At 68.6% G+C, this 23,415-nt stretch carries 20 protein-coding genes and 1 tRNA gene; 9 read left to right on the top strand and 12 right to left on the bottom strand.

What is annotated here, in order from left to right; translation table 11 throughout:
• Positions 1–55 precede the first annotated feature (55 nt).
• The 3 genes from HNQ73_RS09105 (at position 56) to HNQ73_RS09115 (ending at position 4,328) form a co-directional block, all read left to right on the top strand.
• Positions 56–1,168: a substrate-binding domain-containing protein gene (locus tag HNQ73_RS09105; protein WP_183334493.1), complete on the top strand. Its 1,113-nt coding sequence runs from the start codon at positions 56–58 to the stop codon at positions 1,166–1,168.
• Between the two features lie 149 nt (positions 1,169–1,317).
• Positions 1,318–3,555 (top strand): ABC transporter permease, encoded by a 2,238-nt coding sequence (locus tag HNQ73_RS09110; protein ID WP_244650044.1) that lies wholly within the window; start codon positions 1,318–1,320, stop codon positions 3,553–3,555.
• A complete protein-coding gene (locus tag HNQ73_RS09115) occupies positions 3,552–4,328 on the top strand; it encodes an ATP-binding cassette domain-containing protein (RefSeq protein WP_183334496.1) in 777 nt (258 codons plus the stop codon). Before HNQ73_RS09110 ends, HNQ73_RS09115 begins: the two co-directional genes overlap by 4 nt.
• Before the next feature lie 20 nt (positions 4,329–4,348).
• Here the strand turns inward: HNQ73_RS09115 and HNQ73_RS09120 are convergent, their stop codons facing one another.
• Positions 4,349–5,386, bottom strand: a complete 1,038-nt coding sequence (locus tag HNQ73_RS09120; protein ID WP_183334498.1) for a LacI family DNA-binding transcriptional regulator — start codon at positions 5,384–5,386, stop codon at positions 4,349–4,351.
• A 60-nt stretch (positions 5,387–5,446) separates the two neighbouring features.
• Entirely contained in the window at positions 5,447–6,424 is a 978-nt protein-coding gene (locus HNQ73_RS09125; RefSeq protein ID WP_183334500.1) for a PfkB family carbohydrate kinase, read from the bottom strand.
• Between the two features lie 124 nt (positions 6,425–6,548).
• Here HNQ73_RS09125 and phnF point away from each other — a divergent pair, with 124 nt between their 5' ends.
• Positions 6,549–7,307 carry a phosphonate metabolism transcriptional regulator PhnF gene (phnF, locus tag HNQ73_RS09130; protein WP_213363817.1) on the top strand — a complete coding sequence of 253 codons (759 nt, stop codon included), beginning with the start codon at positions 6,549–6,551 and terminating at the stop codon, positions 7,305–7,307.
• Positions 7,308–7,311: 4 nt separating this feature from the next.
• On the opposite strand, the gene HNQ73_RS09135 is transcribed toward phnF, so the two are convergent.
• The 4 genes from HNQ73_RS09135 to pyc form a co-directional block, all read right to left on the bottom strand.
• Entirely contained in the window at positions 7,312–8,049 is a 738-nt protein-coding gene (locus HNQ73_RS09135) for an acetoacetate decarboxylase (protein ID WP_183334504.1), read from the bottom strand.
• Between the two features lie 77 nt (positions 8,050–8,126).
• The gene (locus HNQ73_RS09140; protein WP_183334506.1) at positions 8,127–9,293 is read right to left on the bottom strand and encodes a patatin-like phospholipase family protein; all 1,167 of its coding nucleotides are present in this window, start codon (positions 9,291–9,293) and stop codon (positions 8,127–8,129) included.
• 214 nt (positions 9,294–9,507) lie between these two features.
• Positions 9,508–10,203, bottom strand: a complete 696-nt coding sequence (locus HNQ73_RS18080) for a cold-shock protein (RefSeq protein WP_183334508.1) — start codon at positions 10,201–10,203, stop codon at positions 9,508–9,510.
• A 157-nt stretch (positions 10,204–10,360) separates the two neighbouring features.
• Positions 10,361–13,804 carry a pyruvate carboxylase gene (gene pyc / locus HNQ73_RS09150; protein ID WP_183334511.1) on the bottom strand — a complete coding sequence of 1,148 codons (3,444 nt, stop codon included), beginning with the start codon at positions 13,802–13,804 and terminating at the stop codon, positions 10,361–10,363.
• A 251-nt stretch (positions 13,805–14,055) separates the two neighbouring features.
• On the opposite strand from pyc, the gene HNQ73_RS09155 reads away from it, so the two are divergent.
• Positions 14,056–14,147, top strand: a tRNA-Ser gene (locus HNQ73_RS09155).
• A gap of 382 nt (positions 14,148–14,529) precedes the next feature.
• On the opposite strand, the gene HNQ73_RS09160 is transcribed toward HNQ73_RS09155, so the two are convergent.
• From HNQ73_RS09160 to HNQ73_RS09175, 4 genes are all read right to left on the bottom strand, one after another.
• A complete protein-coding gene (locus HNQ73_RS09160) occupies positions 14,530–15,549 on the bottom strand; it encodes an amino acid ABC transporter substrate-binding protein (RefSeq protein WP_183334513.1) in 1,020 nt (339 codons plus the stop codon).
• Positions 15,550–15,572: 23 nt separating this feature from the next.
• Positions 15,573–16,193, bottom strand: coding sequence for a L,D-transpeptidase (locus HNQ73_RS09165; protein ID WP_183334515.1), 621 nt, complete (start codon positions 16,191–16,193; stop codon positions 15,573–15,575).
• 44 nt (positions 16,194–16,237) lie between these two features.
• The gene (locus HNQ73_RS09170; protein ID WP_244650046.1) at positions 16,238–16,750 is read right to left on the bottom strand and encodes a hypothetical protein; all 513 of its coding nucleotides are present in this window, start codon (positions 16,748–16,750) and stop codon (positions 16,238–16,240) included.
• A gap of 111 nt (positions 16,751–16,861) precedes the next feature.
• Entirely contained in the window at positions 16,862–17,515 is a 654-nt protein-coding gene (locus tag HNQ73_RS09175) for an exopolysaccharide biosynthesis protein (RefSeq protein ID WP_244650048.1), read from the bottom strand.
• Between the two features lie 234 nt (positions 17,516–17,749).
• Between HNQ73_RS09175 and osmF the strand changes: the two genes are divergently transcribed.
• The 4 genes from osmF (at position 17,750) to HNQ73_RS09195 (ending at position 21,585) form a co-directional block, all read left to right on the top strand.
• Positions 17,750–18,655: a glycine betaine ABC transporter substrate-binding protein OsmF gene (gene osmF, locus HNQ73_RS09180; RefSeq protein ID WP_183334517.1), complete on the top strand. Its 906-nt coding sequence runs from the start codon at positions 17,750–17,752 to the stop codon at positions 18,653–18,655.
• A gap of 34 nt (positions 18,656–18,689) precedes the next feature.
• Complete coding sequence (locus HNQ73_RS09185) at positions 18,690–19,853, top strand: ABC transporter permease (RefSeq protein ID WP_210305094.1); 1,164 nt, start codon at positions 18,690–18,692, stop codon at positions 19,851–19,853.
• Positions 19,850–20,836, top strand: coding sequence for an ABC transporter ATP-binding protein (locus HNQ73_RS09190; protein ID WP_183334521.1), 987 nt, complete (start codon positions 19,850–19,852; stop codon positions 20,834–20,836). The genes HNQ73_RS09185 and HNQ73_RS09190 overlap by 4 nt, the downstream gene beginning before the upstream one ends.
• 65 nt (positions 20,837–20,901) lie before the next feature.
• Complete coding sequence (locus tag HNQ73_RS09195) at positions 20,902–21,585, top strand: ABC transporter permease (RefSeq protein ID WP_183334945.1); 684 nt, start codon at positions 20,902–20,904, stop codon at positions 21,583–21,585.
• On the opposite strand, the gene HNQ73_RS09200 is transcribed toward HNQ73_RS09195, so the two are convergent.
• Together HNQ73_RS09200 and mobB are read right to left on the bottom strand one after the other, a co-directional pair.
• Entirely contained in the window at positions 21,567–22,817 is a 1,251-nt protein-coding gene (locus HNQ73_RS09200; RefSeq protein ID WP_183334524.1) for a molybdopterin molybdotransferase MoeA, read from the bottom strand. The genes HNQ73_RS09195 and HNQ73_RS09200 overlap by 19 nt on opposite strands.
• Positions 22,801–23,340, bottom strand: coding sequence for a molybdopterin-guanine dinucleotide biosynthesis protein B (mobB, locus tag HNQ73_RS09205; protein WP_183334526.1), 540 nt, complete (start codon positions 23,338–23,340; stop codon positions 22,801–22,803). Before mobB ends, HNQ73_RS09200 begins: the two co-directional genes overlap by 17 nt.
• Between the last annotated feature and the right edge of the window lie 75 nt (positions 23,341–23,415).

A 23,415-nucleotide genomic window follows, 5' to 3' on the forward strand; every position in this document is an offset into this window, starting at 1 on the left:
CCGGTGCGCCGGGGGCCCGCAGCCAGGCAACGAACGAACCGGGGAGGTTCAATCCATGAAGCGCTTTTCAACGACGCGCACCATCGTGACGCACTGCCTCGCCACCGCCGCGCTCGCCGCGGGCGTGTCGCTGCTGTCGCTGGCCGCCCATGCCCAGTCGGGCGTGCTCGAGCGTGCGGTGGGCGGCTATTCCTTCGACGAGGCCGCCAAGGAGGCGCCGGAGACCAAGGACTTCAACTCCAAGGACGGCAAGCTCACGTTCGCCATCGTCACCCACACGGCCGGCAACGGCTTCTTCGACCCGACCTATGTCGGCGCCAAGGTGGCGGCCAACGCCTTCGGCATCAACCTCTTGATGCTCGGTTCGGAAGCGCCGGTCGACGACATTCCGCGCGAGATCCAGATCCTCAACCAGATCATCAACGACCCGACCATCGACGGCGTCATCATGACGACGCCGCAGTCCGGCGCCTACGACGACATCGTCAAGAAGCTGATGGAACGGGGCATCCCAGTCGCCACCACCAACTCGCACGACCCCAACCTGTTCAACCGCTCGCAGATCTCGCACACTGGGCAGGATGCCTCGGCGGCCGCGATCGGCGGAGAGGCGCTCGTCAAGTGCCTGCTCGACAAGGGGGTGCAGGGCGGCTCCATCATCTTCCCGTCCACCACCACGCTTGGCAACGTGGAGGTGAACAACCGCATCAAGGCTGCCTTCGAGGCGACCGTCGCAGCCCTCAACGCCGCCGGCAAGCTGAAGGACTTCAAGGTCGACGCCGGGCCGGAGAACATCGGCATCGACGTTGATCCCAACAACATCGTCGGCTCCATCGTGACGCTGATCGAAAGCCGCAAGGACGTGGTGGGCGCTTTCGCCGCCAATGGCTTCGTGACGCCGGCCCTGGGCGACGCCATCAGCCAGCTCAAGCTCAACGACAAGGTCTGCGCCTTCGGCTTCGACCTCGGCCCCAAGCAGCAGGAGCACATCCGCACCGGCGCGCTCACCGGCTCGCTCGGGCAGCAGCCGTTCCTGCAGGGCTTCTGGCCCGTGGCGCAGCTCTACCTGCAGATCGACCGCGGCATCGCGGCAGCCAACCTCGACACGCGCGCCCAGCTCGTGACGAAGGAGACCGTCGACACGGTCGGCAAGCGTTTCGAGAACTGAACCGCCGGCCCGCCGGCGCCTGACCGGTGTCGGCGGGCGGCCAAGGCGACGCGGCCCCAAGCCGCGCAGCGGAACGTGAGGAACATCGGATGGCAATTGCGGCGACAGCCGGCCGCCCGGACACGCCCCGCCCGACACAGCATCTTCCGATGCAGCTCGTAGGCGGCTGGGAGGCGGGCCTGCTGGCCTTCATGGCCCTGCTCTACCTCGTCGGGATCGCCCTCAACCCGACCTTCTTCGGCTCGACCGACGCCATCTCGGCGGTGCTGCGGGACACGGCACGCTATGGCGTCATGGCGGTCGGCATGACCTTCGTCATCGTCAACCGCGATCTTGATCTGTCGGTCGGCTCGACACTGGGGCTCACCGCTGTCGCCTTCTCGATCTTCTTCTCGCCGACGCACTACGGCATGGATGCGGTGCCGGCCGCCCTGCTCTGCCTTGCGCTCGGCCTCGCCATCGGCCTCGTCAACGGCATCCTCGTCGCCATCCTGCGCGTGCCGCCGTTTATCGCCACGCTGACCATGCTGTTCATCGGCCGCGGCCTCGTGCTGGGCCTCACGGGCGGCAAGACCATCGGCTTCGACATCAAGGCGCAGGGCTACTGGCTGTTCGCCATGGGCGAGACCAACGCCCTCGGCTTCAACAACCAGATCCTCGTCTTCCTCGTCTTCGCCGTGGTCGGCGCCGTGGTCCTTGCCAAGACCCGCATCGGCTACGAGACCTATGCCGTCGGCGGCAACGAGCAGGCGGCGCAATATGCGGGCATCAACGTCAAGGCGGTGCGTATCCGCGGCTTCATGATCTCGTCCTTCTGCGCCGCCGTCGCCGGGCTGATGAACGTCACGCAGGACAAGGGCGTGACCTCGCAGTACGGTCAGGGGGCGGAGCTCATCGTCATTGCCGCGGTCATCGTCGGCGGGGCGGCGATCGCCGGCGGGCGCGGGCGCGTCATCGGCGCCTGCCTCGGCGCGGCGCTCGTCGTGCTCATCGACAAGGTGTTACGCGAGGGCATCCCCGTCACGCGCACGATCACCGTGGGCGGCGTGGAAATGGAGGTTCAGGCACTGGCCCAGCTGCCGCCGGGCGCCGTGCCGGCCTTCCTCGGCTTCATCCTTCTCGCGGCCGTGCTGATCGAACCATGGGTGGTGCGCGGCAACGTCTTTGGCCGCCTCAGGGCCTGGCTCACCGGGGCCGAGCCGCCGCCCAGCCTCGACCCGGGCGGCACGGCCATCGTCGGCGTCAAGACCTTTGGCACCGCGAGCGACGCGCGCGCCGTCGGCGCCCGCAGGCTCAGGGCCTTTCTCCACCGGCGGGACGCGGCGGCCATCATTCTCGTCGTCGCACTCTGGCTCGTCGGCATGTGGCTGCGGCCGGACTTCTGGGGCTCGCTCAACAATTCCTTCAACCTGCTGCTCGCCTTCTCGGAGGTTGCGCTCCTGTCGCTCGGGCTCACCTACGTCATTGCCAACGGCGACATCGACCTTTCGGTTGGCTCGGTGCTGGCGCTCTCCGGCGCCATCGCCGCCTACGTGATGAAGGAGCTGGGCGGCGACCCGCTGCTGGCCATCGGCCTCGCGCTCGCTGCCGGCGCGCTCTGCGGCGCCTTCAACGGCTGGCTGACGACGCGCTTCAACATGCCCTCCTTCGTCGCCACGCTCGGCATGTTCTACATCGCGCGCGGGCTTGCGGCCTGGATCGTCTCCGGGCGCCAGCTCTCCGGCTTCCCGGAGCGCTTCAACCTCATCGGCCGCAATCTCTACGAGGTGCTGTCCTATTTCGGCGCGCCGCCGCAGTCCGGACTGTGGCTGGAGGTGACGCGCGCCGTCAGCGTGCAGACGCTCTTCCTCCTCGTCGTCGCGACCATCGCCGGTATCGTCCTCGGCGCGACGCCCTTCGGCCAGAAGGTCTATGCCACGGGCGGCAACGAGCGGGCGGCCAGCTATGCGGGCATTGACACCAAGCGCGTGCGCTTCCTGTCCCTCGTCTTCTCGGGCCTCTGCGCCGGGGCGGCGGGGGTGATCTATGTCGCCTTCTACCGCAGCTTCAACCCGTCCGCCGGCCTGCTGCGCGAGCTCGACGCGATCGCCTCGGTGATCATCGGCGGCGGCTCCATCTTCGGCGGCTACGGCACCATCATCGGCTCGCTCGCGGGGGCGGCCGTCATCACGCTCATCCGTTCGCTGCTGTCGTTGCAGGTGATCCTCGCCAATGGCGCCTCCTTCGTGCTGCCGCAGCACTGGATGAACGTGTTCATCGGCCTCATCCTGCTCATCGCCGTGATCGGCGACATCTGGTTCCGCCAGAACAACATCTTCGGCGAATGGCGCCGCCGCCGACAGGCTGCGGCTGCCGCGCGACTGGAAGCAGGGAGCAAGGGCGCATGACGACGCCGATCATCGAGATGCGCGGCATCATGAAGCGCTTCGGCGCGGTGCAGGCGCTCAACAACGTCAACTTCCGCCTCATGCCGGGCGAGATCCTCGGCCTCGTCGGCGACAATTCCGCCGGCAAGTCGACGCTCATGAAGGTGATGACGGGCGCCTATCAGCGCGACGCGGGCCAGGTGCTCGTCAACGGCGAGGAGACCCACTTCAAGAGCCCGCACGAGAGCCGTGACCGCGGCATCGAGATGATCTACCAGGACTTCGCCCTGTGCGGGAACATGGATGTCGGCCAGAACATCTTCCTCGGCCGCTGGCCGAAGCGCTTCGGCCTCTTCGTCGACCGGGCGCGGATGTACGAGGAGGCGCGGCAGGTGCTGGGCCGCCTCAAGGTGGACGTCAACTCCGTGTTCCAGAAGGTGGAGAGCCTGTCCGGCGGGCGCCAACAGTCGGTCGCCATCGCCCGTGCCATCTCCTTCGAGCCCAAGGTCATCGTCTTCGACGAGCCGACCGCCAATCTCTCCGTGATGGCGACCGAGCGGCTCCTGGAGACGATGGCGGAGCTGAAGCGCCAGGGTGTGGCCCAGGTCATCATCTCGCACCGCCTCACCGACATCTTCGAGGTCGGCGACCGCATCATGGTGCTGAAGCGCGGCGAGAACGTGGGCGACCGCTACATCGCCCACACAACCGAGAAGGAAGTGCTCGAGCTCATCGTCTCCGGCACGCCCGAAACGGCACTGACCGCCGACGAGGCACTTCAGAGGGCCGCGTGAGGCAGCCGGCTGCCGGCCGTCTACGGGATGTTGTCCCGCAGGAAGATGTCGATGCGGATGCGCTCCTGCTCGGGCAGGATGGGCTCGCCCGTGCAGTGGGCGAGCAGCACGCGCGCCGCCGAGCGGGCCTCGTGGCCCGCATCCTGGTTGATGACTGCGTCCATGACGCCGCGGACGAGAAAGCGGCGCGTGTGATCTGTCAGGTCGTGGCCGATGAAGATGACGTCCCGCTCCCGCCCGGCGGCCTCGAGCGCCGCGGCGATGCCCCGGTTGCCGGCGCCGACGTTATAGATGCCCACCAGATCAGGGTGGGCAGCAAGAATTTCCTCGGTCAGCCTGCGGGTAAGCTCGGAATCGTCGCGCCCCTCGCGCAGGGGCAGGGTTTTCAGGTTGGGGAACTCGCCGTTCACCACCTGCATGAAGCCGAACTGGCGCTCGGCATGGTCGCGCAGGGCGAGCGAGCCGGCGATGAGCGCAACGGGCCCCTTGCGGCCTCCCGAGAAACGGCCCATCAGCGTGCCGGCCGTGCGCCCGGCGGCCGTATTGTCGATGCCGACATAACGCAGCCGGCGGGAGGTCGGCGCATCCGACACCAGCGTCACCACGGCCGAGCCGCGGGCGACGAGATCGTCGATGGCAGCCCTGACGCGCGGATGATCGAGCGCGATGACGGCAACGCCGTGGTAGCGCCCTTCGAGCCGCTCGAGCGCCGTGGCGAGCACGTTGGGGTCGAACACATCGACGTGCAGGATGTCGACAAAGGCGCGCTGGGGTGCGAGCCACTCCGCCGTGATGCCCACCTGCTCCTCAAGGTTGCGCATGAAGGTGTTGGTGCCCGTCGGCAGGACGAAGCAGAAGCGGAAGGTCTCCTTGCGCGCCAGCCGCGCGGCGGCGGGATCGGGCCTGTAGCCGAGCTTGGCTATAGCCGCCTGCACTTTTGCTGCCGTCTTCTCGCGCACACCGGGGCGCCGGTTGAGCACACGGTCCACGGTGGCGAGCGAAACGCCCGCTTCCCGCGCCACATCCTCCAGCGTTATCCGTTCCGCTATCGCGCTCATGGCCGAGCCATGTTGCCCTCATTTCTTGAGGTGCGCAACGCAAGATCACCCCGCCGAGGCTTAAAAGCCGGAACCGGCCTGGACATTCAGCAGTCGCTCCACTTCCTCCCGGCTGGGCGCGCCGCGACCGCCGCCGAAGCGGGTGCATTTGATGGCCGCGGTGGCATTTGCGAAACGCACCGCCCGGCGTGGTGCCATCCCCTCCGCGAGCGCCAGCGCAAGCGCCCCATGCCAGACGTCGCCCGCTCCCAGGGTGTCGACGGCCTCCACCGGAAAGGCGGGCTCATGCGCGATCTGCCCGTCCGCCATGAAGAAGACGCCCCCTGCCCCCGTCGTCACGGCGAGCCAGTGATGGGGAAGATCGGCGGCGAGGCGGCGGAGTCCCTCCCGCGGATCCTCGCTCCCGGTCCGTTCCCGCAGCGCCTGGGCGCTGCAGGCAATGTGGGTCGCCGCCTCGAGGACGCCAGGATGATCGGGCGCGCGGTCGACGTCGAACACAGCGGGGATGCCGGCGGCACGGGCCAGCGCGAAGACCCGCGCTGCTCCTTCCTGCCAGCGCGTATCGCCCAGCACGGCGGCCGTTCCCGGCGGCAGCGCGGACGGCAGGCGCTCCACCGCGGAGGGATAGCGCGGGTCGGAATAGCTGATCACCGTGCGCTCGCCGGCCGCGTCGACGAGAATCGCCGATACCGGGGAGCGCAGGCCGTCAATTCGCACGACGCCCCTGCAGTCGACTCCCTCGCCCACAAGCGACCTTACGATGTCGTCGCCGACGCGATCATCCCCGAGGCGCGCAATCAGCAGAGCCTTACCGCCGAGACGGGCGATGGCCACGGCCGCATTACCTGCACAGCCGCCCGTCGTCACCGCCACATCGCTGGCACGGTATTTCTCAGGCCGCGTGGGAAGCGCGTCCAACTTATACACATAGTCGAGGGTCGCGATGCCTATGCTGAGGACAGAATGCATTCCAAGGCTCGCTATGAGGCCGCGCGCATGCCAGATTGGCGACACGCGCGATGCCAGCGGGACGGGCATGTGTCAAGCTAGCCTGCGCCACTGCGCCATTTTGCCCCGGATGCATAAACGGGGTTTTAAGGTTGAATAGGTACAATCTGAATCAAATTTTAATTTATTTGCTGCCCCTACGGACAGACTCCTGATGAATGATTGCAGCTCCGTCCCGGAAAGCTGGCCTAGTATTGATCGATCTGGATCCGCCCCCCTCTGGCGGCAGATTTTGAGCGACATCGAGTTTGAAATTCGCAGCGGCCTCATTGGCGCGGGCCAGAAACTCCCCTCCGAGCTGGAACTGACGCGGCGTTATGGCGTCAATCGCCATACGGTCCGCATGGCGCTCCTCAAGCTCGCCGACAAGGGCCTGGTCGTATCGCGACAGGGAGTGGGCGTCTTCGTCACGAACGAGCATGCGGAATACCGCGTCCCTCCCCGGTCGAACTCCACCGAGCTCGAGCAGGCCATGGATGACGCGCGAACGGGCGAACTCATCGCCTCCTACCGCCGCCCCGCGCCCGCCTGCCTCGCCGATCTCTTGCAGATCGACGAGGGCAGCGAGCTGCTGGTGCTGGAAACGCTGCGGCAGAATGGCCCGAGATTGCTGGCCTATGGCTATCACTATTTCGAGGCGGCGCGCTTCGCTGGCCTCGATGCCGCCTTCGTGCGCCTGCGCAGCCTCTCGGGCGCCCTCGCGGAGCGGGGCTGCCGCATCCTGCGCCGCCGCGCAACCTGGATCGACGCGCGCATGCCGCGCAAGGTGGAGGCGAATGCCCTAAGTATCGACCTCGACGAGCCCGTGATCGTCCTGAGCTACGTAGACGAGAACGTGGACGGCCAGCCAGTCATTTACGGCAACAGCGTGTTGCGCGGCGGTTCCGTACGCGTGCGGGTGGAAGCGGCCTGACTCTTCAGGCCAGATAGTCGTAGGCGACGCGGCCGAGCCCAAGCGTCAGGTCTGCGACCAGATGGAGCGCAGACACCACCTCGAGCACCGGCAGCTCTGCCACCGGCGCGAGCGCGTGCGGGTTGAGGGAAAGGGCTGACGGCCCCGTCCAGGCACCTTTGACCGTGACATCTTCGAGGTAATATTCCACCAGCTCGCAGATGCGCGGCGTGCCGTCGACATGCGGGATGATCTTGAGCAGGAAGTTGGGCTGCATCAGCGACGCCCGCACGGCTTGGAGATCGGCGCTGCGATGCTTGTAGCCCATTGTGCCCGTCGCCACGCGCACAGGGCCATAGTCGAGTGTGCCGACGAGCGTGTCGATCTCGGCCCTGAGGCTCGGGCTCGCAAGCTTCTTGGGAAAGCCCCAGAGCTCTCGTCCGCCCGCGATCGGCGGATGATCGTTCAGGAACATGCAGTGGGTGTAGCTGCCCCGGCGCCCCTCGAAGCGCACCGGGATCACCTGGCCGGTCTCGGTATAGTCACCGAAACCAGTCGAATCCGGCATGCGGATGAACTCGTACTTGACGAGCGGCTCGTCGATCTCGAGCGGCTCCGGCACGACGGCGCGCAGCCTCTGCGGGTCGGTGCGATAGGTGATGATGAAAAACTCGCGGTCGATGAAGCGATAGGGCCCTGGCGGATAGGCCGGGCTCGTCAGCGGCATGGCGAAGGCATTCTTCACGACGTCTTCCAGCTTCATGACACCTGCTCCTCGTGCCTGGCGGGCCGACCGTGACAATCCTTCGAGCCGACGGCAGCCCGTCCGCCGATCCGTCGCTACTCGTCGGCGAAATCGAAGACCTGCAGCCCGGCCTGGTTCTGCGGCCTCGTGAAGATCTCCGGATGTGACAGGGCGCGCGCCGCGTCCTCGTAGCCCGACTGCCAGTGCTCCTGCATGCTGCGGCGCGAGAATTCGTAGTCCTTCGAATCTCCCTCGTAGGCGCGGGAGCGGTAGATGAGGTGGACGAGGTTGTAGACCTTGTAGTCTGCCACCCGGCCGAGAAGGCGCGCCTCCTCGCTGCGGCGCAGGTCCGGCGGCAGCTTGTCGAGCAAATGCGCCAGCGCGTGCCGCAGCTCCTGCAGCTGCTTGAACTGGTCCGTATTCGCCCGGGTGCGGCTGGAGAACTGGATCTCCTTCTGCCGCGTCGCCACGTCCGTCAGCGTGGCGGGAAAGCGGCCGCGGGCGCTCCACAGGTCCACCTGGAAGGCCAGCGTGTCCGCGCGCGTTCCGCTCTGCATCACCACCCATTGCAGGGGCGTGTTGGAGATGAGGCCGCCGTCCCAGTAGAACTCGCCGTCGATCTCCACGGCCGGAAAGCCCGGCGGCAGAGCGCCGCTCGCCATCACGTGCTCGGGCCGCAGCCGGTGCCTGGTGGTATCGAAATAGGTGAAGTTGCCGGTGGTGACATTCACCGCCCCGACGCTCAGGCGCGTCGCGCCGGCATTGATGCGGTCGAAGTCGACCAGTTCCTCGAGGGTGCTGCGCAGCGCACCGGTGTCGTAGAAGCTGGTGGCAGCAAGGCTGCCAGGAGGCTGGAAGAAGGGCGGCGGAAAGCGGGGCATGAAGAAATCACTCGCGCCCTGGAAGAGCGCGATCTCGGCACTCAGCTGGTTGACGATGCTGCGGGCGAGGTCCCCGTGCGGCATGGCCCCGAACCAGGCGCCGGCCATCTCCCATGTCGGGCGGGCGGTGATGCGCTCCCAGAAAGTCCTGAGCTTGCTGACGCGCTCGTCCGGCGCATTGCCGGCGATGATGGCCGCGTTGATGGCACCGATGGAGATGCCCGACACCCAGTCGGGATGGATGCCGGCTGCGGCAAGCGCCTCGTAGACGCCGGCCTGGTAGGCGCCGAGGGCGCCGCCGCCCTGAAGGACGAGCGCGATGCACTCGAACGGAAGACGCTCCTTTCGGCGCGATGCGCCGGACCTTGCAGCCTTGGCCAAATCCCCCTCCCCTCGCGCTGCCGTCGTCACACGGTCGCATGGCACATGTGCGAACGATGATCCGGACGACCGCAGACGGCGGATCGTGCGGGGCGATATCTTGCTACGACCTTTCGCCGAACGCTAAAACTTGCTGCCAGCAAAAAGCCGCGGGCGTTGCTGCCCGCGGCTTCCGTTCTCGACCGTTGCGCCGATCGACGGCCTGGGCCGCCGGTCAGTCGGCGTAGGAAATCGTCGAGGCTTCGCGGCCCTTGGCGCCGGCAACGACGCTCATGTGGACGCGCTGGCCCTCGGTGAGGTCGGCAATACCGCCACGCTGCAGAGTCGAGGCGTGGACGAACACGTCGCGACCACCGTCGTCAGGCTGGACGAAGCCGAAGCCCTTGTCCCGGTTGTACCACTTCACCGTGCCGGCCATCTCCTCGGCCGGGCCTTCCGGGATCCGCGAGAAGCCGGCGCGCGGGCCGCGCGGCGCACGCGGCTGCGGCGGCAGGTCCTCGAGCTCGAGCACCTCGGCCACCTGGCTGCCCTTGGGCCCCTCGCGCAGGCGCACGACGATGCGCGCACCTGGCTCTGCCCCGCTGAAGCCGGCCGCCTCAAGCGAGCGCATGGAGAGGAAGGCATCGCCCGACCCGTCGTCGCAGGCGACGAAGCCGAAGCCCTTCTCCGGGTTGAACCACTTTACCGTGGCGTCGGTCGGCGGACCGGCCGGCGCTGCAAACGCATCACGCGAGGGACGACCGCCAAAACCGCCCTCGCGGCCACCAAAACCGCCGTCCCGGCCGCCGAAGCCATCACGGCCACCGAAGCCACCGTCGCGCCCCCCGAAACCGCCGTCGCGGGAGTCAAAACTGTCGCGACGGCCACCACCACGGCGGCGGGCGTCACGGTTATCATCGTATCGGTTCATACAGGATATCCAACTGGAGAGTTTTCATCATACCCGAAAAGACATGGCCACACCATGCTTCAGGCCAAGCGGTCTCATCCGTAAGCGTGCTTGCGGCGACGATTAATCATAGCCTCGATTCCGGCTTTGCGCGACTACCTTTTCGCGAAGAAGCCGGCTATTCGAAAACGACAAGCAAATCCTTCGCTTCGACGGGCGTAGCAGGCGCCACGACGACCTCGGCGATCCGCCCATCGCGCACAGCGTGTATGGCGGTCTCCATCTTCATCGCCTCGATGGTGAGCAGGACGTCGCCGGCCTTCACCTCCTGCCCCGCGGTCACCGCGACGGTGGCCACGGCGCCGGGCATAGGGGCCGCGACATGCTTCTCGTTCGCCTCGTCGGCCTTGCGGCGCACGGGCCGGCTCGCCGCGGCGGCGCGGTTCGGCACCTTGATCATGCGCGGCTGGCCGTTGAGCTCAAAGAAGACCCGCACCTGCCCTTCCTCGTCAGTCTCGCCCACGGCTTGCAGGCGGATGACGAGGGTCTTGCCCTTCTCGATGGTGACGGCGATCTCCTCTCCCACCTGCATGCCGTAGAAGAAGACCGGCGTCGGCAGCGACGAGACGGGGCCATACTTGCGGCTCGCGCCGCAAAACTCGGTGAAGACCTTCGGATACATGAGGAAGGAGGACAGCTCCTGCTCGCTGACGGTGCGTCCGCAGCGCCTCTGCGCCTCCTCACGCGCCGCCGCAAGATCGGCCGGCGGCAGAAGCGAGCCCGGCCGGGCGGTGGACGGCTTCTCGCCCTTCAGCACCTTCCTCTGCAGGGCCTCGGGCCATCCGCCCGGTGGCTGGCCGAGGTCGCCACGCAACATCTCGACGACCGAGGCCGGGAAGGCGATATCGCGCTTCTCGTCGAGCACGTCCTCGGGCGTGAGGCCCTGCGCGACCATCATCAGGGCCATGTCGCCGACGACCTTGGACGAGGGCGTGACCTTGACGATGTCGCCGAAGAGGTCGTTCGCCGCCCGGTAGGCCTTCGCCACCTCATGCCAGCGCGCCTCGAGGCCGAGCGAGCGCGCCTGCTCCTTGAGATTGGTGAACTGGCCGCCCGGCATCTCGTGCAGGTAGACTTCGGAGGCGCCCGACTTCAGGTCGCTCTCGAAGGCCGCATACTGTGTGCGCACCGCTTCCCAGTAGAAGCTGATCCGGCGGATGGCCTCGGGGTCGAGGCCGGTGTCCGCGTCGGTGTGGCGCAGAGCCTCGACGAGCGAGCCGAGACACGGCTGGGACGTGGCGCCCGACATGGCGTCCATCGCCGCATCAAAGGCGTCGACGCCGGCCTCGACGGCGGCGAGCACGCTGGCCGCCGAGATGCCGGACGTGTCGTGCGTGTGCAGGTGGATCGGCAGCCCCACCTCCTCACGCAGGGCCCTGACCAGCACCCTGGCGGCCGCGGGCTTCAGCAGCCCCGCCATGTCCTTGATGCCGAGAATGTGGCAGCCCGCCTTTTCCAGCTCCTTCGCCAGGCCGACGTAGTAGCCGAGCGAATACTTGGCGCGGGAAGGGTCAAGGATGTCGCCGGTATAGCAGATCGCCCCCTCGACGAGCTTGCCCGCCTCGCCCACAGCATCGATGGCCACGCGCATGTTCTCCACCCAGTTGAGGCAGTCGAACACGCGGAAGAGGTCCATCCCTGCATCCGCAGCCTGGCGCACGAAATGGCGCACGACATTGTCGGGATAGTTGGTGTAGCCGACACCGTTTGCCCCGCGCAGCAGCATCTGCAGCAGGATGTCCGGCACCTTCTCGCGCAGCAGCGCCAGCCGCTCCCACGGGTCCTCGGTGAGGAAGCGCATGGCGACGTCGAAGGTGGCGCCGCCCCAGCACTCGAGCGAGAAGAGGCCGGGCAGGCCGTTGGCATAGGCCTCGGCCGCGCCGACGATGTCGAAGGTGCGCATGCGCGTGGCGAGAAGCGACTGGTGCGCATCGCGCATCGTCGTGTCCGTAACGAGCACCCGGCGCTGGGCGCGCATCCACTCGGCGAAGCGCTTCGGCCCCAGGCGGGCGAGCACCCGGCGCGTGCCCTCGACGCCCGATGGCGGCGGGAAGACGGGCGCCTGCGGCGGGCGGGCGTCGGCCGGCGGACGGGCCCGCCCCTTCACCTCCGGGTGGCCGTTCACCGTCACGTCGGCTATGTAGGTGAGCAGCTTCGTCGCACGGTCCCGGCGCTTCGGCGCGGTGAACAGCTCCGGCGTCTCGTCGATGAAGCGGGTCGTGTAGTCGCTGCCACGGAACTTCGGGTGTGATAGCACCGCCTCGAGGAAGAACAGGTTGGTCGCGACGCCGCGGATGCGGTATTCGCGCAGCGCCCGGACCATGCGGGCGATCGCCTCCTCCGGCGTCGGCGCCCAGGCCGTGACCTTCTCCAGCATCGGGTCGTAGTAGCGGGTGACGACCGCCCCTGAATAGGCCGTGCCGCCGTCGACGCGGATGCCGAAGCCGAAGGCGCCGCGATAGGCGGTGATGCGCCCGTAGTCCGGGATGAAGTTGTTCTCCGGGTTCTCGGTGGTGATGCGGCACTGCAGGGCGTGGCCGTCGAGCGTGATTTCGGACTGCGTCGGAATGCCCGTCTCGGCGACGACGCCGAGATGCCCGCCCTCGGCGATGCGGATCTGCGCCTTGACGATGTCGAGCCCGGTGACGACCTCCGTCACCGTGTGCTCCACCTGGATGCGCGGGTTGACCTCGATGAAGTAGAACTCCCCCGTGTCGGCATCCATGAGGAACTCGACGGTGCCGGCCCCGACATAGCCCGTCGCCCGGCCGATCCTGAGCCCGGCCTCGCACAGGGCCGCCCGAGTCGCGTCGTCGAGATAGGGCGCCGGCGCGCGCTCGATCACCTTCTGGTTGCGGCGCTGGATGGAGCAGTCGCGCTCGAAGAGATGGACAAGGTTGCCGTGCGTGTCGCCGAGGAGCTGCACCTCGACGTGGCGTGCGCGGCGGACGAGCTTTTCCAGGTAGACCTCGTCCTTGCCGAAGGCGGCCCGCGCCTCGCGCCGGGCGCTCATGACCGCGTCGATGAGCCCGTCCTCGCTCTCGATGGGGCGCATTCCGCGCCCGCCGCCGCCCCAGGATGCTTTGAGCATGAGCGGATAGCCGATGCCGGCGGCGAGACGCCTGATCTCGTCGGGGTCATCCGGCAACGGGTCCGTCGCCGGCATCACCGGCACGCCGACCGAGATGGCGAGGTTGCGCGCCGCCACCTTGTTGCCGAGCGTGCGCATCGTCTCGGGCCTCGGCCCGATGAAGATGATCCCGGCCGCGGCACAGGCCTCTGCGAATTCCGGGCTCTCGGACAGGAAGCCGTAGCCGGGATGGATGGCGTCGACCCGCGCCTCCTGCGCGACGCGGATCACCTCGTCGATCGACAGATAGGCCTCGAGCGGCCCCTTGCCCTTGCCGACCTGATAGGCTTCGTCCGCCTTGAAGCGGTGAAGCGAGAGCTTGTCCTCCTCCGCATAGATCGCCACCGTCTGGATGCCGAGTTCCGTCGCCGCCCGGAAGACGCGAATGGCGATCTCGGAGCGGTTGGCAACCAACAGGCGCTTGATCTTCATGCGGCTCCCCCGTTTCTAATTGTGCAATTCTCTTTTGCCATACACGCAATGCTGCGTCGCACAAACAACGGAGTTTCCGCGTTAAATGCCCTCTCGGCCACAGGCGCCACGGCGTCGCAAAATGGTGGCGGCGCCTGCGCCGCGCGCCGGCGCCCGGCATGAAGGCGGGCACCGATGCCTCAGGTGCCGGTGCATGACCCAACTGGCATGTTGACCGGAATCGGCGAAAAGGTTAGGGCTTGGCCGCCGCAGGAGACGTGGCCGAGTGGCTGAAGGCGGCGGTTTGCTAAACCGTTATACGTGGTAACACGTATCAGGGGTTCGAATCCCCTCGTCTCCGCCATTCCCTTACGCCCGCATTTGCCGACATCTCCCCATCCCTTCGCGCCGCCGACACGCGGGGCCGGGCCGCCGATTCGTGTCCGCTCCGAGATGGGGGTGAAATCGCTGTCGGCCCTTGTGAAGATTGTGGATCGTCGGCCCGGCTGCCGCGCGGGGAGCGGCGCGATCCTGACCCAATTGCCGCCACACGCGAAATCCCGACCGAAGCGCGACCGGCTGGTTCACGGGCGGGCCGGCGGGCTGCACCGCCGGGGGCGATTTTGCGAGGCCGGCAAAGGGGTTGGCCCAGCGCGAAAAGGTCTGCTTCCTGCGGCGCGCTTGCGGTTCGCGCCGGTGGCCGGCGAGGGACCTCCGCCCCCCGCCTGCGGCGCTCCCCGCGTCGCTCACCGCAGCGGCGGCGCATACTGGATGCCGCCGAGGCTCCAGAGCTGGTTGATGCCGCGCGGGATGCCGAGCTTCGAGCCGACGCCCACGTTGCGCTCGTAGATTTCGCCGTAGTTGCCCACGGCGCGGACCATGCGCACCACCCAGTCGTTGGAAAGGCCAAGCTTCTCGCCAAAGCCGCCCTCGGCGCCGACGAGGCGGCGCACGTCGGGTCTGGCCGAGGCCAGCGCCTCGTCGATCCGCGTCGACGACACGCCGAGCTCCTCGGCGTTAAGCAGGGCGAAGCTCACCCATTTCACGAGAGTGAACCAGGCCATGTCGTCGTTGCGCACGGCAGGCGCGAGCGGCTCCCTGGAGATGATGTCCGGCAGCACTGTGTGCTCGGACGGGCTGGCGAGCGCCAGGCGCTCGGCATGGAGCTGCGAGACGTCGCTCGAGATGGCCTCGCAGCGGCCTTCGCCATAGGCCTTCACGGCCTCCTCGGGCGAGGAGACCACAACGGTCTCCAGCGTCATGCCGTTGGCGTCGAAGAAGTCGCGCAGATTGGCCTCGCTCGTGGTGCCGGCCTGCACGCACACCTTCATGCCGCCCATCTCGAGCGCCGAACCGATGCCGCGCGCCTTCGGCAGGAGGAAGCCCTGCCCGTCGTAGTAGTTGACGGCGGTGAAGACGATGCCGTGGTCGAGTTCGCGCCCCAGCGTCCAAGTGGAGTTGCGCGAGAGCACGTCGACCTTGCCGTCCTTCAGCGCCTCGAAGCGTTCCGCTGCCGAGAGCGGGACGAACTCCACCCTCGCCGCGTCGTCGAAGACGGCGGCGGCGATGGCGCGGCAGAAGTCGACGTCGAAGCCACTCCAGCGCCCGTCCGCCTCCTGCGCCGAGAAGCCTGCGAGCCCCTGGCTGACGCCGCAGACCAGCTTTCCGCGCTGCTTGACGGTGTCGAGCGTGCCGGCCACAGCCGGTGTCGCGAACGCCGCGACCGCCGCAAGGCCGGCCGCCGCCACAAAACGGAAGACACGCATTCGGTTCCCCCCTGCCCTCGCGGTCACAGCTTCGCCGCGTGGCGAACGATGACCTTGGTGCCGACCGGCACACGCTCGTAGAGATCGATGACGTCGTTGTTGACAAGGCGGAAACAGCCGGACGAGACGGCCTGGCCGATGGTCTGCGGCTGGTTGGTGCCGTGGATGCGATAGATGGTGTCGCCGAGATAGAGCGCCCTCGCCCCCATGGGATTGCCGGGCCCGCCGGCCATGAAGCGCGGCAGGTAGGGCTGGCGCTGGATCATCTCCGGCGGCGGGCGCCAGTCCGGCCATTCCTGCTTGCGCGAGATCCTGAGCAGGCCGGACCACTGGAACCCTTCCCGGCCGACACCGATGCCGTAGCGGATGGCACGGTTATTGCCCTGCACCAGGTAGAGGAAGCGCTCCGATGTATGGATGATGATGGTGCCGGGCGCCTCGTTGGTGCGGAAGAAGACGAGCTGGCGGGCGTAGGGGCCGGTAAGGATCTCGTCGGCCTCGTCAGGCACGAAGCCCGGCTGCTCCTCGATGTCCAGCATACCCCGCGGCGCCTGTGCCGTCGCCGGAGCGGCCGCGAGCGCCGACAGGAGAAGCCCCGCGAGCACGCCGAGAAGCCGCCGATGGAGAACGCCCCTGTCTGGCATCGCCGTCACTCCACTCGTTCGCCGCCTGCGTTGCTGCGCCACCCTCATCGTGCTGTCGTCCGCGCGGGTGCGGGACGCGGCGCGCAGCTCACGTAGACCATCGTGCCGTAGCGGGACGAAACCTCCGGATCGACCCACTGCACGGTGAAGCTCGTGTCGTCGACGGCGACAATTTCCATGTCGGTCAGGTCGCCGGGCGGCCGGTCGGCCGGGCCGATGAAGGTTCTGCCTTCCTGCGTCGGCTTGACCAGCAGTTCACGCGGCTCCTTCTCGTCGGCGAGGTTCATGATGATGCCGCCCTCGTTGCCCGCCTTGATGACGTAGGGATTGCGGCACTGCGCGCGCGCTTCCTTGATCGTGCGCTCACGGTCGCTGTCGCGGTGATAGGCACCGAGGCCCCAGCGGCCCACAAGTTGCTCCGCCATCACGGGCGGCAGGGCCGGCGTCGTCACCGCGGGCGAGACCACGTCGTCGCCCGCGCAGGCGCCGAGCAGCGCCGCGCCGGCCAGCATGAGCGACATGTGCAGATGAACCCGACTTCCCTTCGCAAGACCCATGGCATCCCCCCTTTGCCAGGTTGCGCAGCCGCCGGTCGAGCCGTGCGGTCACACGAGCATCAAGGCGAAAGGACGGTGGGTCAAGCCGCTTTGCGCACGGCAGCGCGCCGATCAGAACGGCCACAGATGCGTGAAAAGGCCGACGGCCGCGGCCGCGATCGCCGTCGAGAGCGCGGCGAGCACGCCGATGCTCGCGAGCTTGCCCAGCCAGCCGATGGTGACTGCAATACCGTCGCGCTCCATGAGCCCGAGGGCAAAGGCCGAGATGGCGAAGGCCGGCAGCATGTTACCGAAGGGGATGGGCAGGAAGAGCACGATCGCAAGGATGAGGCAGGCCGCGCCGATGATGCGGTCATGCATGGGGTTGAACATCACGGTCAGCCGCGGCTGCAACAGGCTCTCGAAGCGCGTCAGGTAGGGCAGCACCTTGTCCGTCATGGCGGCGAAATCAGCGCGCGACAGGGAGCGCTCCGCGATGGCCCGCGGCAGCCACAGCGCGGGCCGGCCGAGCATGAGCTGCGCGGCGATGAAGAGCAGCGGCGCGCCGAGGATGGCCGAGACGCCCGGCGGCATGGGCAGCACGTTCGGCACGGCAAAGACGAGCATCAGCGCGCCAAAGGCGCGGTCGCCGAAGGCATCGAGAATGTCCGCAACGCGCACGCGCTCGGCCGGGAAGGCGGCGAGTTCCCTCAGCACCTCCGAGAAGCGGCGGCGCGGACGCACCGCCTCGAACACCACCGGCATATGCTTCATATCGTGCAGCATGCTGCTTCCCGAACGCGGCCCGGCCCATGCGGGCGCCACCGGGCAAAGATGGGGGCTGCCGTGTCGATGACAACGGCAGGCCACATCTGAACGAACAACAAGGACGAATCATGACAGGCACGGAACACGACTGCCCGGTGCGATGCTGCCGCCTCGGGCGTTGATGAAGCCGCACGGCTCGCCCTATGCTGTCATCGAGGCGCATCCGGCGCGCAACGGGAAGGAGACGGTCCCATGCTGAAGACGCTCCTGGCCGCCGCCGCGGTCATCGCCATGGCAACGGGCGCAGCACGCGCCGACGTCGTCGTCGCATCGAAGATCGACACCGAAGGCAGCCTGCTCGGCTCCATGATCCGTCTGGTGCTGCAGGAAAACGGCATCCCGGTCGTCGACCGGGTGTCGCTTGGCGCAACTCCCGTGGTGCGCGCCGCCATCAAGGCGGGCGAGATTGACATCTACCCCGAGTACACCGGCAATGCCGGCTTCTTCTACAACATGGCCGACAGTGACGTCTGGAAGGACGCCGTCAGGGGCTATGCCGAGGCCAGGAAGCGTGACTACGAGGCCGAGAAGATCGTCTGGCTCACCCCGGCCCCTGCCAACAACACCTGGGCCATCGCCGTGCGCGGCGACCTCGCGGCGGCGGAAAACCTCAGAACCATGTCGGACTTCGGCGCCTATGTCTCCAGGGGCGGCAAGGTGAAGCTCGCCGCCTCGGCCGAGTTCGTCAATTCGGCCGCGGCCCTGCCCGCCTTCCAGAAGGCCTACGGCTTCACCCTGCGCTCCGACCAGCTCCTGACGCTCGCCGGCGGCGACACGGCGGCCACCATCAAGGCTGCGGCCGACGAGACGGATGGCACCAACGCGGCCATGGTCTACGGCACGGACGGCGCCATTGCCGAGGTCGGCCTCGTCGTCATGGCGGATGACAAGGGCGTGCAGCCCGTCTACCAGCCGACGCCCATCATCCGCGAGGCGGTGCTGAAGCAATATCCGCAGATTGAGAAACTGCTCGAGCCGGTATTCTCCTCGCTCGATCTCGAGACGCTTCAGAAGCTCAACGCGCGCATCGCCGTGGGCGGCGAGAACGCCACGGCCGTCGCCAGGGATTATCTGACGAGCAAGGGTTTGCTGAAATAGCCCGGCCGTGACCGACGAGCCGACAGCCAGCCGCATGAGGGAGGGCCCCGCCGCCGAGGGCCTGGGCCTCGCGCGGCTGTGCGCCCTGGCCGCGCTTCTTGCCGTCACCTTCGCGCCCTTCCTCGCGCTGCAACCCAACCGGATCGTCTCGGGCGAGGGCTTCACCCTCGCCGGCCTGCCCGCCTCCGGCCTCGGGCTTACGCTCGCGGCCGTCCTTGCTGCCTGCGCCGTCGTCGCGGCGTTCGCTCCCCATGCAGCGGTGCGGGCGCCGGCCGGCGCCGCCGGAGCGCTCACGGCCCTGCTCGGCGCCGGTCTTGCGGCGACGGCCCTGCTGCCGGCCGGGCCGTCGCTGGCGCGCGTCTCCCTCGGCTCCGGCTTCTGGCTCTCCATCGGCGCCTTCGGACTCATCCTGGCCGATGCGCTCGCGCGGCTGCGCAGCGGCCCGCTGGTGCGCATCGGTTTCGCCTTCGCCGCTGTCGGGACAGTGCTCGCCGTGCTGGCGGCGGGGGTTTGGGACGACCTGTCGATCATGCGCGAATACGCGGCGAACCGCGACAGCTTCTGGCAGAACGGCGCGCGCCACCTCGTCCTCGTTGGCGGCAGCCTCCTGCCGGCGCTCCTGCTCGGCATCCCCCTCGGCTATCTCTGCCATCGCCATGCGGCGGCGCGCAGCGCGGTGCTGGCGGTGCTGTCCATCATCCAGACCGTGCCGAGCATCGCCATGTTCGGCCTCATGATGGCTCCGCTTGCCGCGCTCGCGGCTGCCTATCCGGCGCTCGGCGCTGCCGGCATCCGCGGCATCGGCCTGGCACCGGCGCTGGTGGCGCTGTTCCTCTACGCGCTGCTGCCGGTCGTTGCCAACACGGTCGCGGGCTTCGCGGCTGTTCCGCCGGCCGTGACGGAGGCGGCGCGCGGCATGGGCATGGGGCCGTTGCGGCGCCTGGCTCTCGTCGAGTGGCCGCTCGCCTTCCCCATCATCGTCACGGGCGTGCGCGTCGTTCTCGTCCAGAGCATCGGCCTTGCGGCGGTCGCCGCGCTGATCGGCGCGGGCGGCTTCGGCACGTTTGTCTTCCGCGGCATGGGGCAGACCGCCATGGACCTCGTGCTGCTCGGCGCGGTGCCCATCGTCATCCTCGCCTTTCTCGCCGCCGTCGTGCTCGATGCGGTTGCAGACCGTGCAAGAGCGAGGCCGGCATGATCACCGTCGACGCCCTGACCAAGACCTACGGCCCCGTCCGGGCGGTCGACGGCATCTCCTTCGAGCTGGCGGAGGGCGAGGCGCTGGCGCTCATCGGACCGTCCGGCTGCGGCAAGTCGACGACGTTGCGCATGATCAATCGGCTCATCGAGCCGAGCGCCGGGCGGGTCCTGATCGACGGCGTTGACACACGCAGCATCCCGCCCGCGGCGCTCAGGCTGCGCATGGGCTATGCCATCCAGGGCATCGGCCTCTTCCCGCACCGCACCGTGGCCCAGAACATTGCCACCGTGCCGCGCCTCCTCGGCTGGCCGCGGGCGCGCATCGCGGCCCGCATCGAGGAGCTGCTCGACCTCTTCGGCCTGCCGCCAGCCGTCTTTGCGCACAAGTATCCGCACGAGCTCTCCGGTGGCCAGCAGCAGCGCGTCGGCGTGGCTCGGGCCATGGCGGGCAAGCCCGCCGTGCTGCTGATGGACGAGCCCTTCGGCGCGCTCGATCCCATCACACGCGCGCGCCTGCAAGACGAGTTCCTCGCCATCCGCCGGCGCATGGGCACGACGGTTCTCCTCGTCACGCACGACATGGACGAGGCCTTCAGGCTCGCCGACCGGCTGGCCGTGATGGAGAAGGGGCGCATCGTGCAGCTCGACACGCCGGAGGCCCTGCTGCGCCGCCCGGCGAGCGCCTTCGTCCAGTCCATGGTCGGCAACGAGGACCGGGGGCTGAAGCTGCTCTCCCTCGCCGGCGTGGCGGCGCTGATGCGACCGGCCGAGGGCTGGGCTCCGGCTGGCGAAGGCACCTTCCGCAAGGCCGGCGGGCAGGAGGCGCTCGCCCCCCTCTCCGCCTCCGCGAGCCTTCGCGAGGCCGCGTCGCGCCTCGTTCTCACCGGCGTCGACGAGCTGCCGGTGGTCGACGAGACAGGCAACCTCGTCGGCACCATCGACATGGCGCGGATCATCGCCTTCGGCGGAGGCCGACGGTGAGGCGAGAGTGGCGGCGTCTCCTGCGCATCGGCGCGGCCGCGGCCGCCGTCGCGGCCTTTGCCGTGATGCTGCTGGCCCCGCAGGCGTTCGAGAGGCCGCTCGCGGTGCTCACGAAGTTCGGCCAGCCGGCGATCTATGACCGCGACAGCCTCCTGTCGCTGACCCTCGCCCACGTGGGTATCGTCGCCGCGGCGAGCCTTGCTGCGCTCGTCGTCGCGCTCTCCATCGGCATCTTCGTGACCCGTCCCGCCGGCGCGCAATATCTGCCGCTCGCCCGCGCCGTCGCCAATCTGGGCCAGACCTTCCCGCCGGTCGCCATGCTCGCCGTCGCCGTGCCGCTCACCGGCTTCGGCGCGCGGCCGACGCTGATCGCGCTTTTTGCCTACGGCCTCCTGCCGATTTTCGAGAACACCATCGCCGGGCTGAAGGGCGTCTCGCCACAGGTGGTCGAGGCCGCACGCGGCATGGGCATGACGGACGGACGCATCCTGAAGGAAATAGAGCTGCCGCTGGCGCTGCCCGTGATCATCGCCGGCTTACGCATCTCCATCATCGTCAGCATCGGCACGGCGACGATCGGCTCCACGGTGGGTGCACGGGGCCTCGGCGAGATCATCATCGCCGGCCTTCAGGCGGACAACCTCGCCTATGTGCTGCAGGGCGGCGTGCTCGTCGCCATGCTCGCCGTCCTCGCCGACTTCGGCCTCGGCTTCATCGAGCGCCGGGCCCGTCAGCCGAGGAGCCCGTAGGGATAGACATCCACCATGTCACCTTCGGCAAGGCCCGTCATGTCCTCCGGCAGGGCGGCGAGGCCGTCCGTCTCGGTGAGCGAGGTCAGCACGCCGGCACCGTCGCGCGGATATTTCACCGCCTCGTAGGCCCCGTCCGTCCTGCGGCGCAGGCTGACGCGCACGAACTCGCGCCGCCCGGCCTTCTTGCGATAGGCAAAGGCCGCCCGGGCGGGAATGGCCAGCGGCCGCGGCACCTCCGCGCCCATCAGCCGCGCAAGGAGCGGTCGCACGACGAAGGTGAAGGTGACGAAGACGGCGACGGGGTTGCCAGGCAGGCCGACGAAGGGCGTGCCGGCGATCACGCCCATGGCCACCGGCCGCCCCGGCTTGATGGCGAGGCGCCAGAAGACGAGGCGTCCGGCCGCCTCCACGGCCGCGCGCACATGGTCCTCCTCCCCCGTCGAGACGCCGCCGGAGGTGAGGATGAGGTCATGCCCCCCGCTGGCGGCGGCCAGCGCCTCGCGCAGGCTCGCCGGCTCGTCGCGCAGCACGCCGAGGTCGGACACGGCGACGCCCATCCGTCCGAGCAGGGCGATGAGGGCGAAGCGGTTGGAATCGTAGATGCCGGCGGGCGGCAGCGGCCGGCCGGGTTCGACCAGCTCGTTTCCGGTGGAGAAGACGGCGACGCGCAGCGGCCGGCGCACGGGCAAGTGCGCGTGCCCGACGGCCGCCGCAAGCGCGAGATCCTGCGGCCGCAGCAGGCGGCCGGCGGGCAGCGCCACCGCCCCGCGCCCGATGTCCTCGCCCGCCCGGCGGGCGTTGGCGCCCCGCTTCAGTCCCGACGGCAAAACGACCGTCTCGCCGTCAAGCGTCACGTCCTCCTGCATGAAGACGGTGTCGGCCCCCGCGGGCATCGGCGCGCCGGTGAAGATGCGCACGGCGTGCCCCGCCGGCATGGCGCCCGCGGCGCTGCCGGCTATCACCCGCCCGGAGACGGGCAGGCGCGTCTCACCTTCGCGGGCGAGATCGGCGTGCCGCACGGCCCAGCCGTCGACGGCCGAGTTGTCGAAGGGCGGCAGGTCGACAAGGGCCGTAACCTCGCGCGCCAGCACCCTGCCCGCAGCGCTGTGCACCGGCACATCCTCCACTTCGGCGACGGGGCTGATGCGCTCGCCGATCAGCGCCAGCGCCTCCTCAACGGACATCAGCGGCCCACCGAAGGCGAAGCAGTCGTCACTGAGCTGGGCCATGCGCGGAAAGCCTCTCCATCAGTCGCTCCACAGGCTCGGCATGGGCGATGACGATGTCGGCGATCGCCCCGATGTCGTCGATGTCGACCACCGGGCGCCCGGCGTCGGGCAGCGCGACGTCGCTCGCCACGGCGACGATGCGCCGGTCCTCGGGATAAAGCGGCGGCTTGCCGTTGGCCTGGCGGTAGACCTCCAGCTTCACGTGATCCTCGCGCTTGAAGCCCTCGACGAGGAGGATATCGCAATCACCGATGAGCGCCACGAGCTCCGCGAGCCGCGGCTCGCGCTCCTCCTCGCACTCGTGCATCAGCGCCCAGCGCCGGCGCGAGGCCACCAGCACCTCGCGCGCGCCGGCCTGCCGGTGCAGGAAGGAGTCCTTGCCCGGCCGGTCGACATCGAAGGCGTGGTGGGCGTGCTTGATGGTGGAGACGCGGAGCCCGCGGGCGATGAGGGCCGGGATGAGGCGGGTGAGAAGGGTCGTCTTGCCGGAGCCGCTCCAGCCGGCGAGGCCAATGACACGCATTGAGTTTCAATCCGGACGCAGAGAGCCGGGCGCCTCCGGCGAGGCGCCCGGCGGGACTGTGCACAAGGCGGCGGG

Source organism: Chelatococcus composti (assembly GCF_014201415.1).
Classification (GTDB): Bacteria; Pseudomonadota; Alphaproteobacteria; order Rhizobiales; family Beijerinckiaceae; genus Chelatococcus_A; species Chelatococcus_A composti.

Bases quoted from the DNA above. Each gene is read 5' to 3' on its own strand.
- HNQ73_RS09105 (WP_183334493.1), top strand. From the start codon at position 56: ATGAAGCGCTTTTCAACGACGCGCACCATCGTGACGCACTGCCTCGCC.
- HNQ73_RS09110 (WP_244650044.1), top strand. From the start codon at position 1,318: ATGCAGCTCGTAGGCGGCTGGGAGGCGGGCCTGCTGGCCTTCATGGCC.
- HNQ73_RS09115 (WP_183334496.1), top strand. From the start codon at position 3,552: ATGACGACGCCGATCATCGAGATGCGCGGCATCATGAAGCGCTTCGGC.
- HNQ73_RS09120 (WP_183334498.1), bottom strand. From the start codon at position 5,386: ATGAGCGCGATAGCGGAACGGATAACGCTGGAGGATGTGGCGCGGGAA.
- HNQ73_RS09125 (WP_183334500.1), bottom strand. From the start codon at position 6,424: ATGCCCGTCCCGCTGGCATCGCGCGTGTCGCCAATCTGGCATGCGCGC.
- phnF (WP_213363817.1), top strand. From the start codon at position 6,549: ATGAATGATTGCAGCTCCGTCCCGGAAAGCTGGCCTAGTATTGATCGA.
- HNQ73_RS09135 (WP_183334504.1), bottom strand. From the start codon at position 8,049: ATGAAGCTGGAAGACGTCGTGAAGAATGCCTTCGCCATGCCGCTGACG.
- HNQ73_RS18080 (WP_183334508.1), bottom strand. From the start codon at position 10,203: ATGAACCGATACGATGATAACCGTGACGCCCGCCGCCGTGGTGGTGGC.
- pyc (WP_183334511.1), bottom strand. From the start codon at position 13,804: ATGAAGATCAAGCGCCTGTTGGTTGCCAACCGCTCCGAGATCGCCATT.
- HNQ73_RS09160 (WP_183334513.1), bottom strand. From the start codon at position 15,549: ATGCGTGTCTTCCGTTTTGTGGCGGCGGCCGGCCTTGCGGCGGTCGCG.
- HNQ73_RS09165 (WP_183334515.1), bottom strand. From the start codon at position 16,193: ATGCCAGACAGGGGCGTTCTCCATCGGCGGCTTCTCGGCGTGCTCGCG.
- HNQ73_RS09170 (WP_244650046.1), bottom strand. From the start codon at position 16,750: ATGGGTCTTGCGAAGGGAAGTCGGGTTCATCTGCACATGTCGCTCATG.
- HNQ73_RS09175 (WP_244650048.1), bottom strand. From the start codon at position 17,515: ATGCTGCACGATATGAAGCATATGCCGGTGGTGTTCGAGGCGGTGCGT.
- osmF (WP_183334517.1), top strand. From the start codon at position 17,750: ATGCTGAAGACGCTCCTGGCCGCCGCCGCGGTCATCGCCATGGCAACG.
- HNQ73_RS09185 (WP_210305094.1), top strand. From the start codon at position 18,690: ATGAGGGAGGGCCCCGCCGCCGAGGGCCTGGGCCTCGCGCGGCTGTGC.
- HNQ73_RS09190 (WP_183334521.1), top strand. From the start codon at position 19,850: ATGATCACCGTCGACGCCCTGACCAAGACCTACGGCCCCGTCCGGGCG.
- HNQ73_RS09195 (WP_183334945.1), top strand. From the start codon at position 20,902: ATGCTGCTGGCCCCGCAGGCGTTCGAGAGGCCGCTCGCGGTGCTCACG.
- HNQ73_RS09200 (WP_183334524.1), bottom strand. From the start codon at position 22,817: ATGGCCCAGCTCAGTGACGACTGCTTCGCCTTCGGTGGGCCGCTGATG.
- mobB (WP_183334526.1), bottom strand. From the start codon at position 23,340: ATGCGTGTCATTGGCCTCGCCGGCTGGAGCGGCTCCGGCAAGACGACC.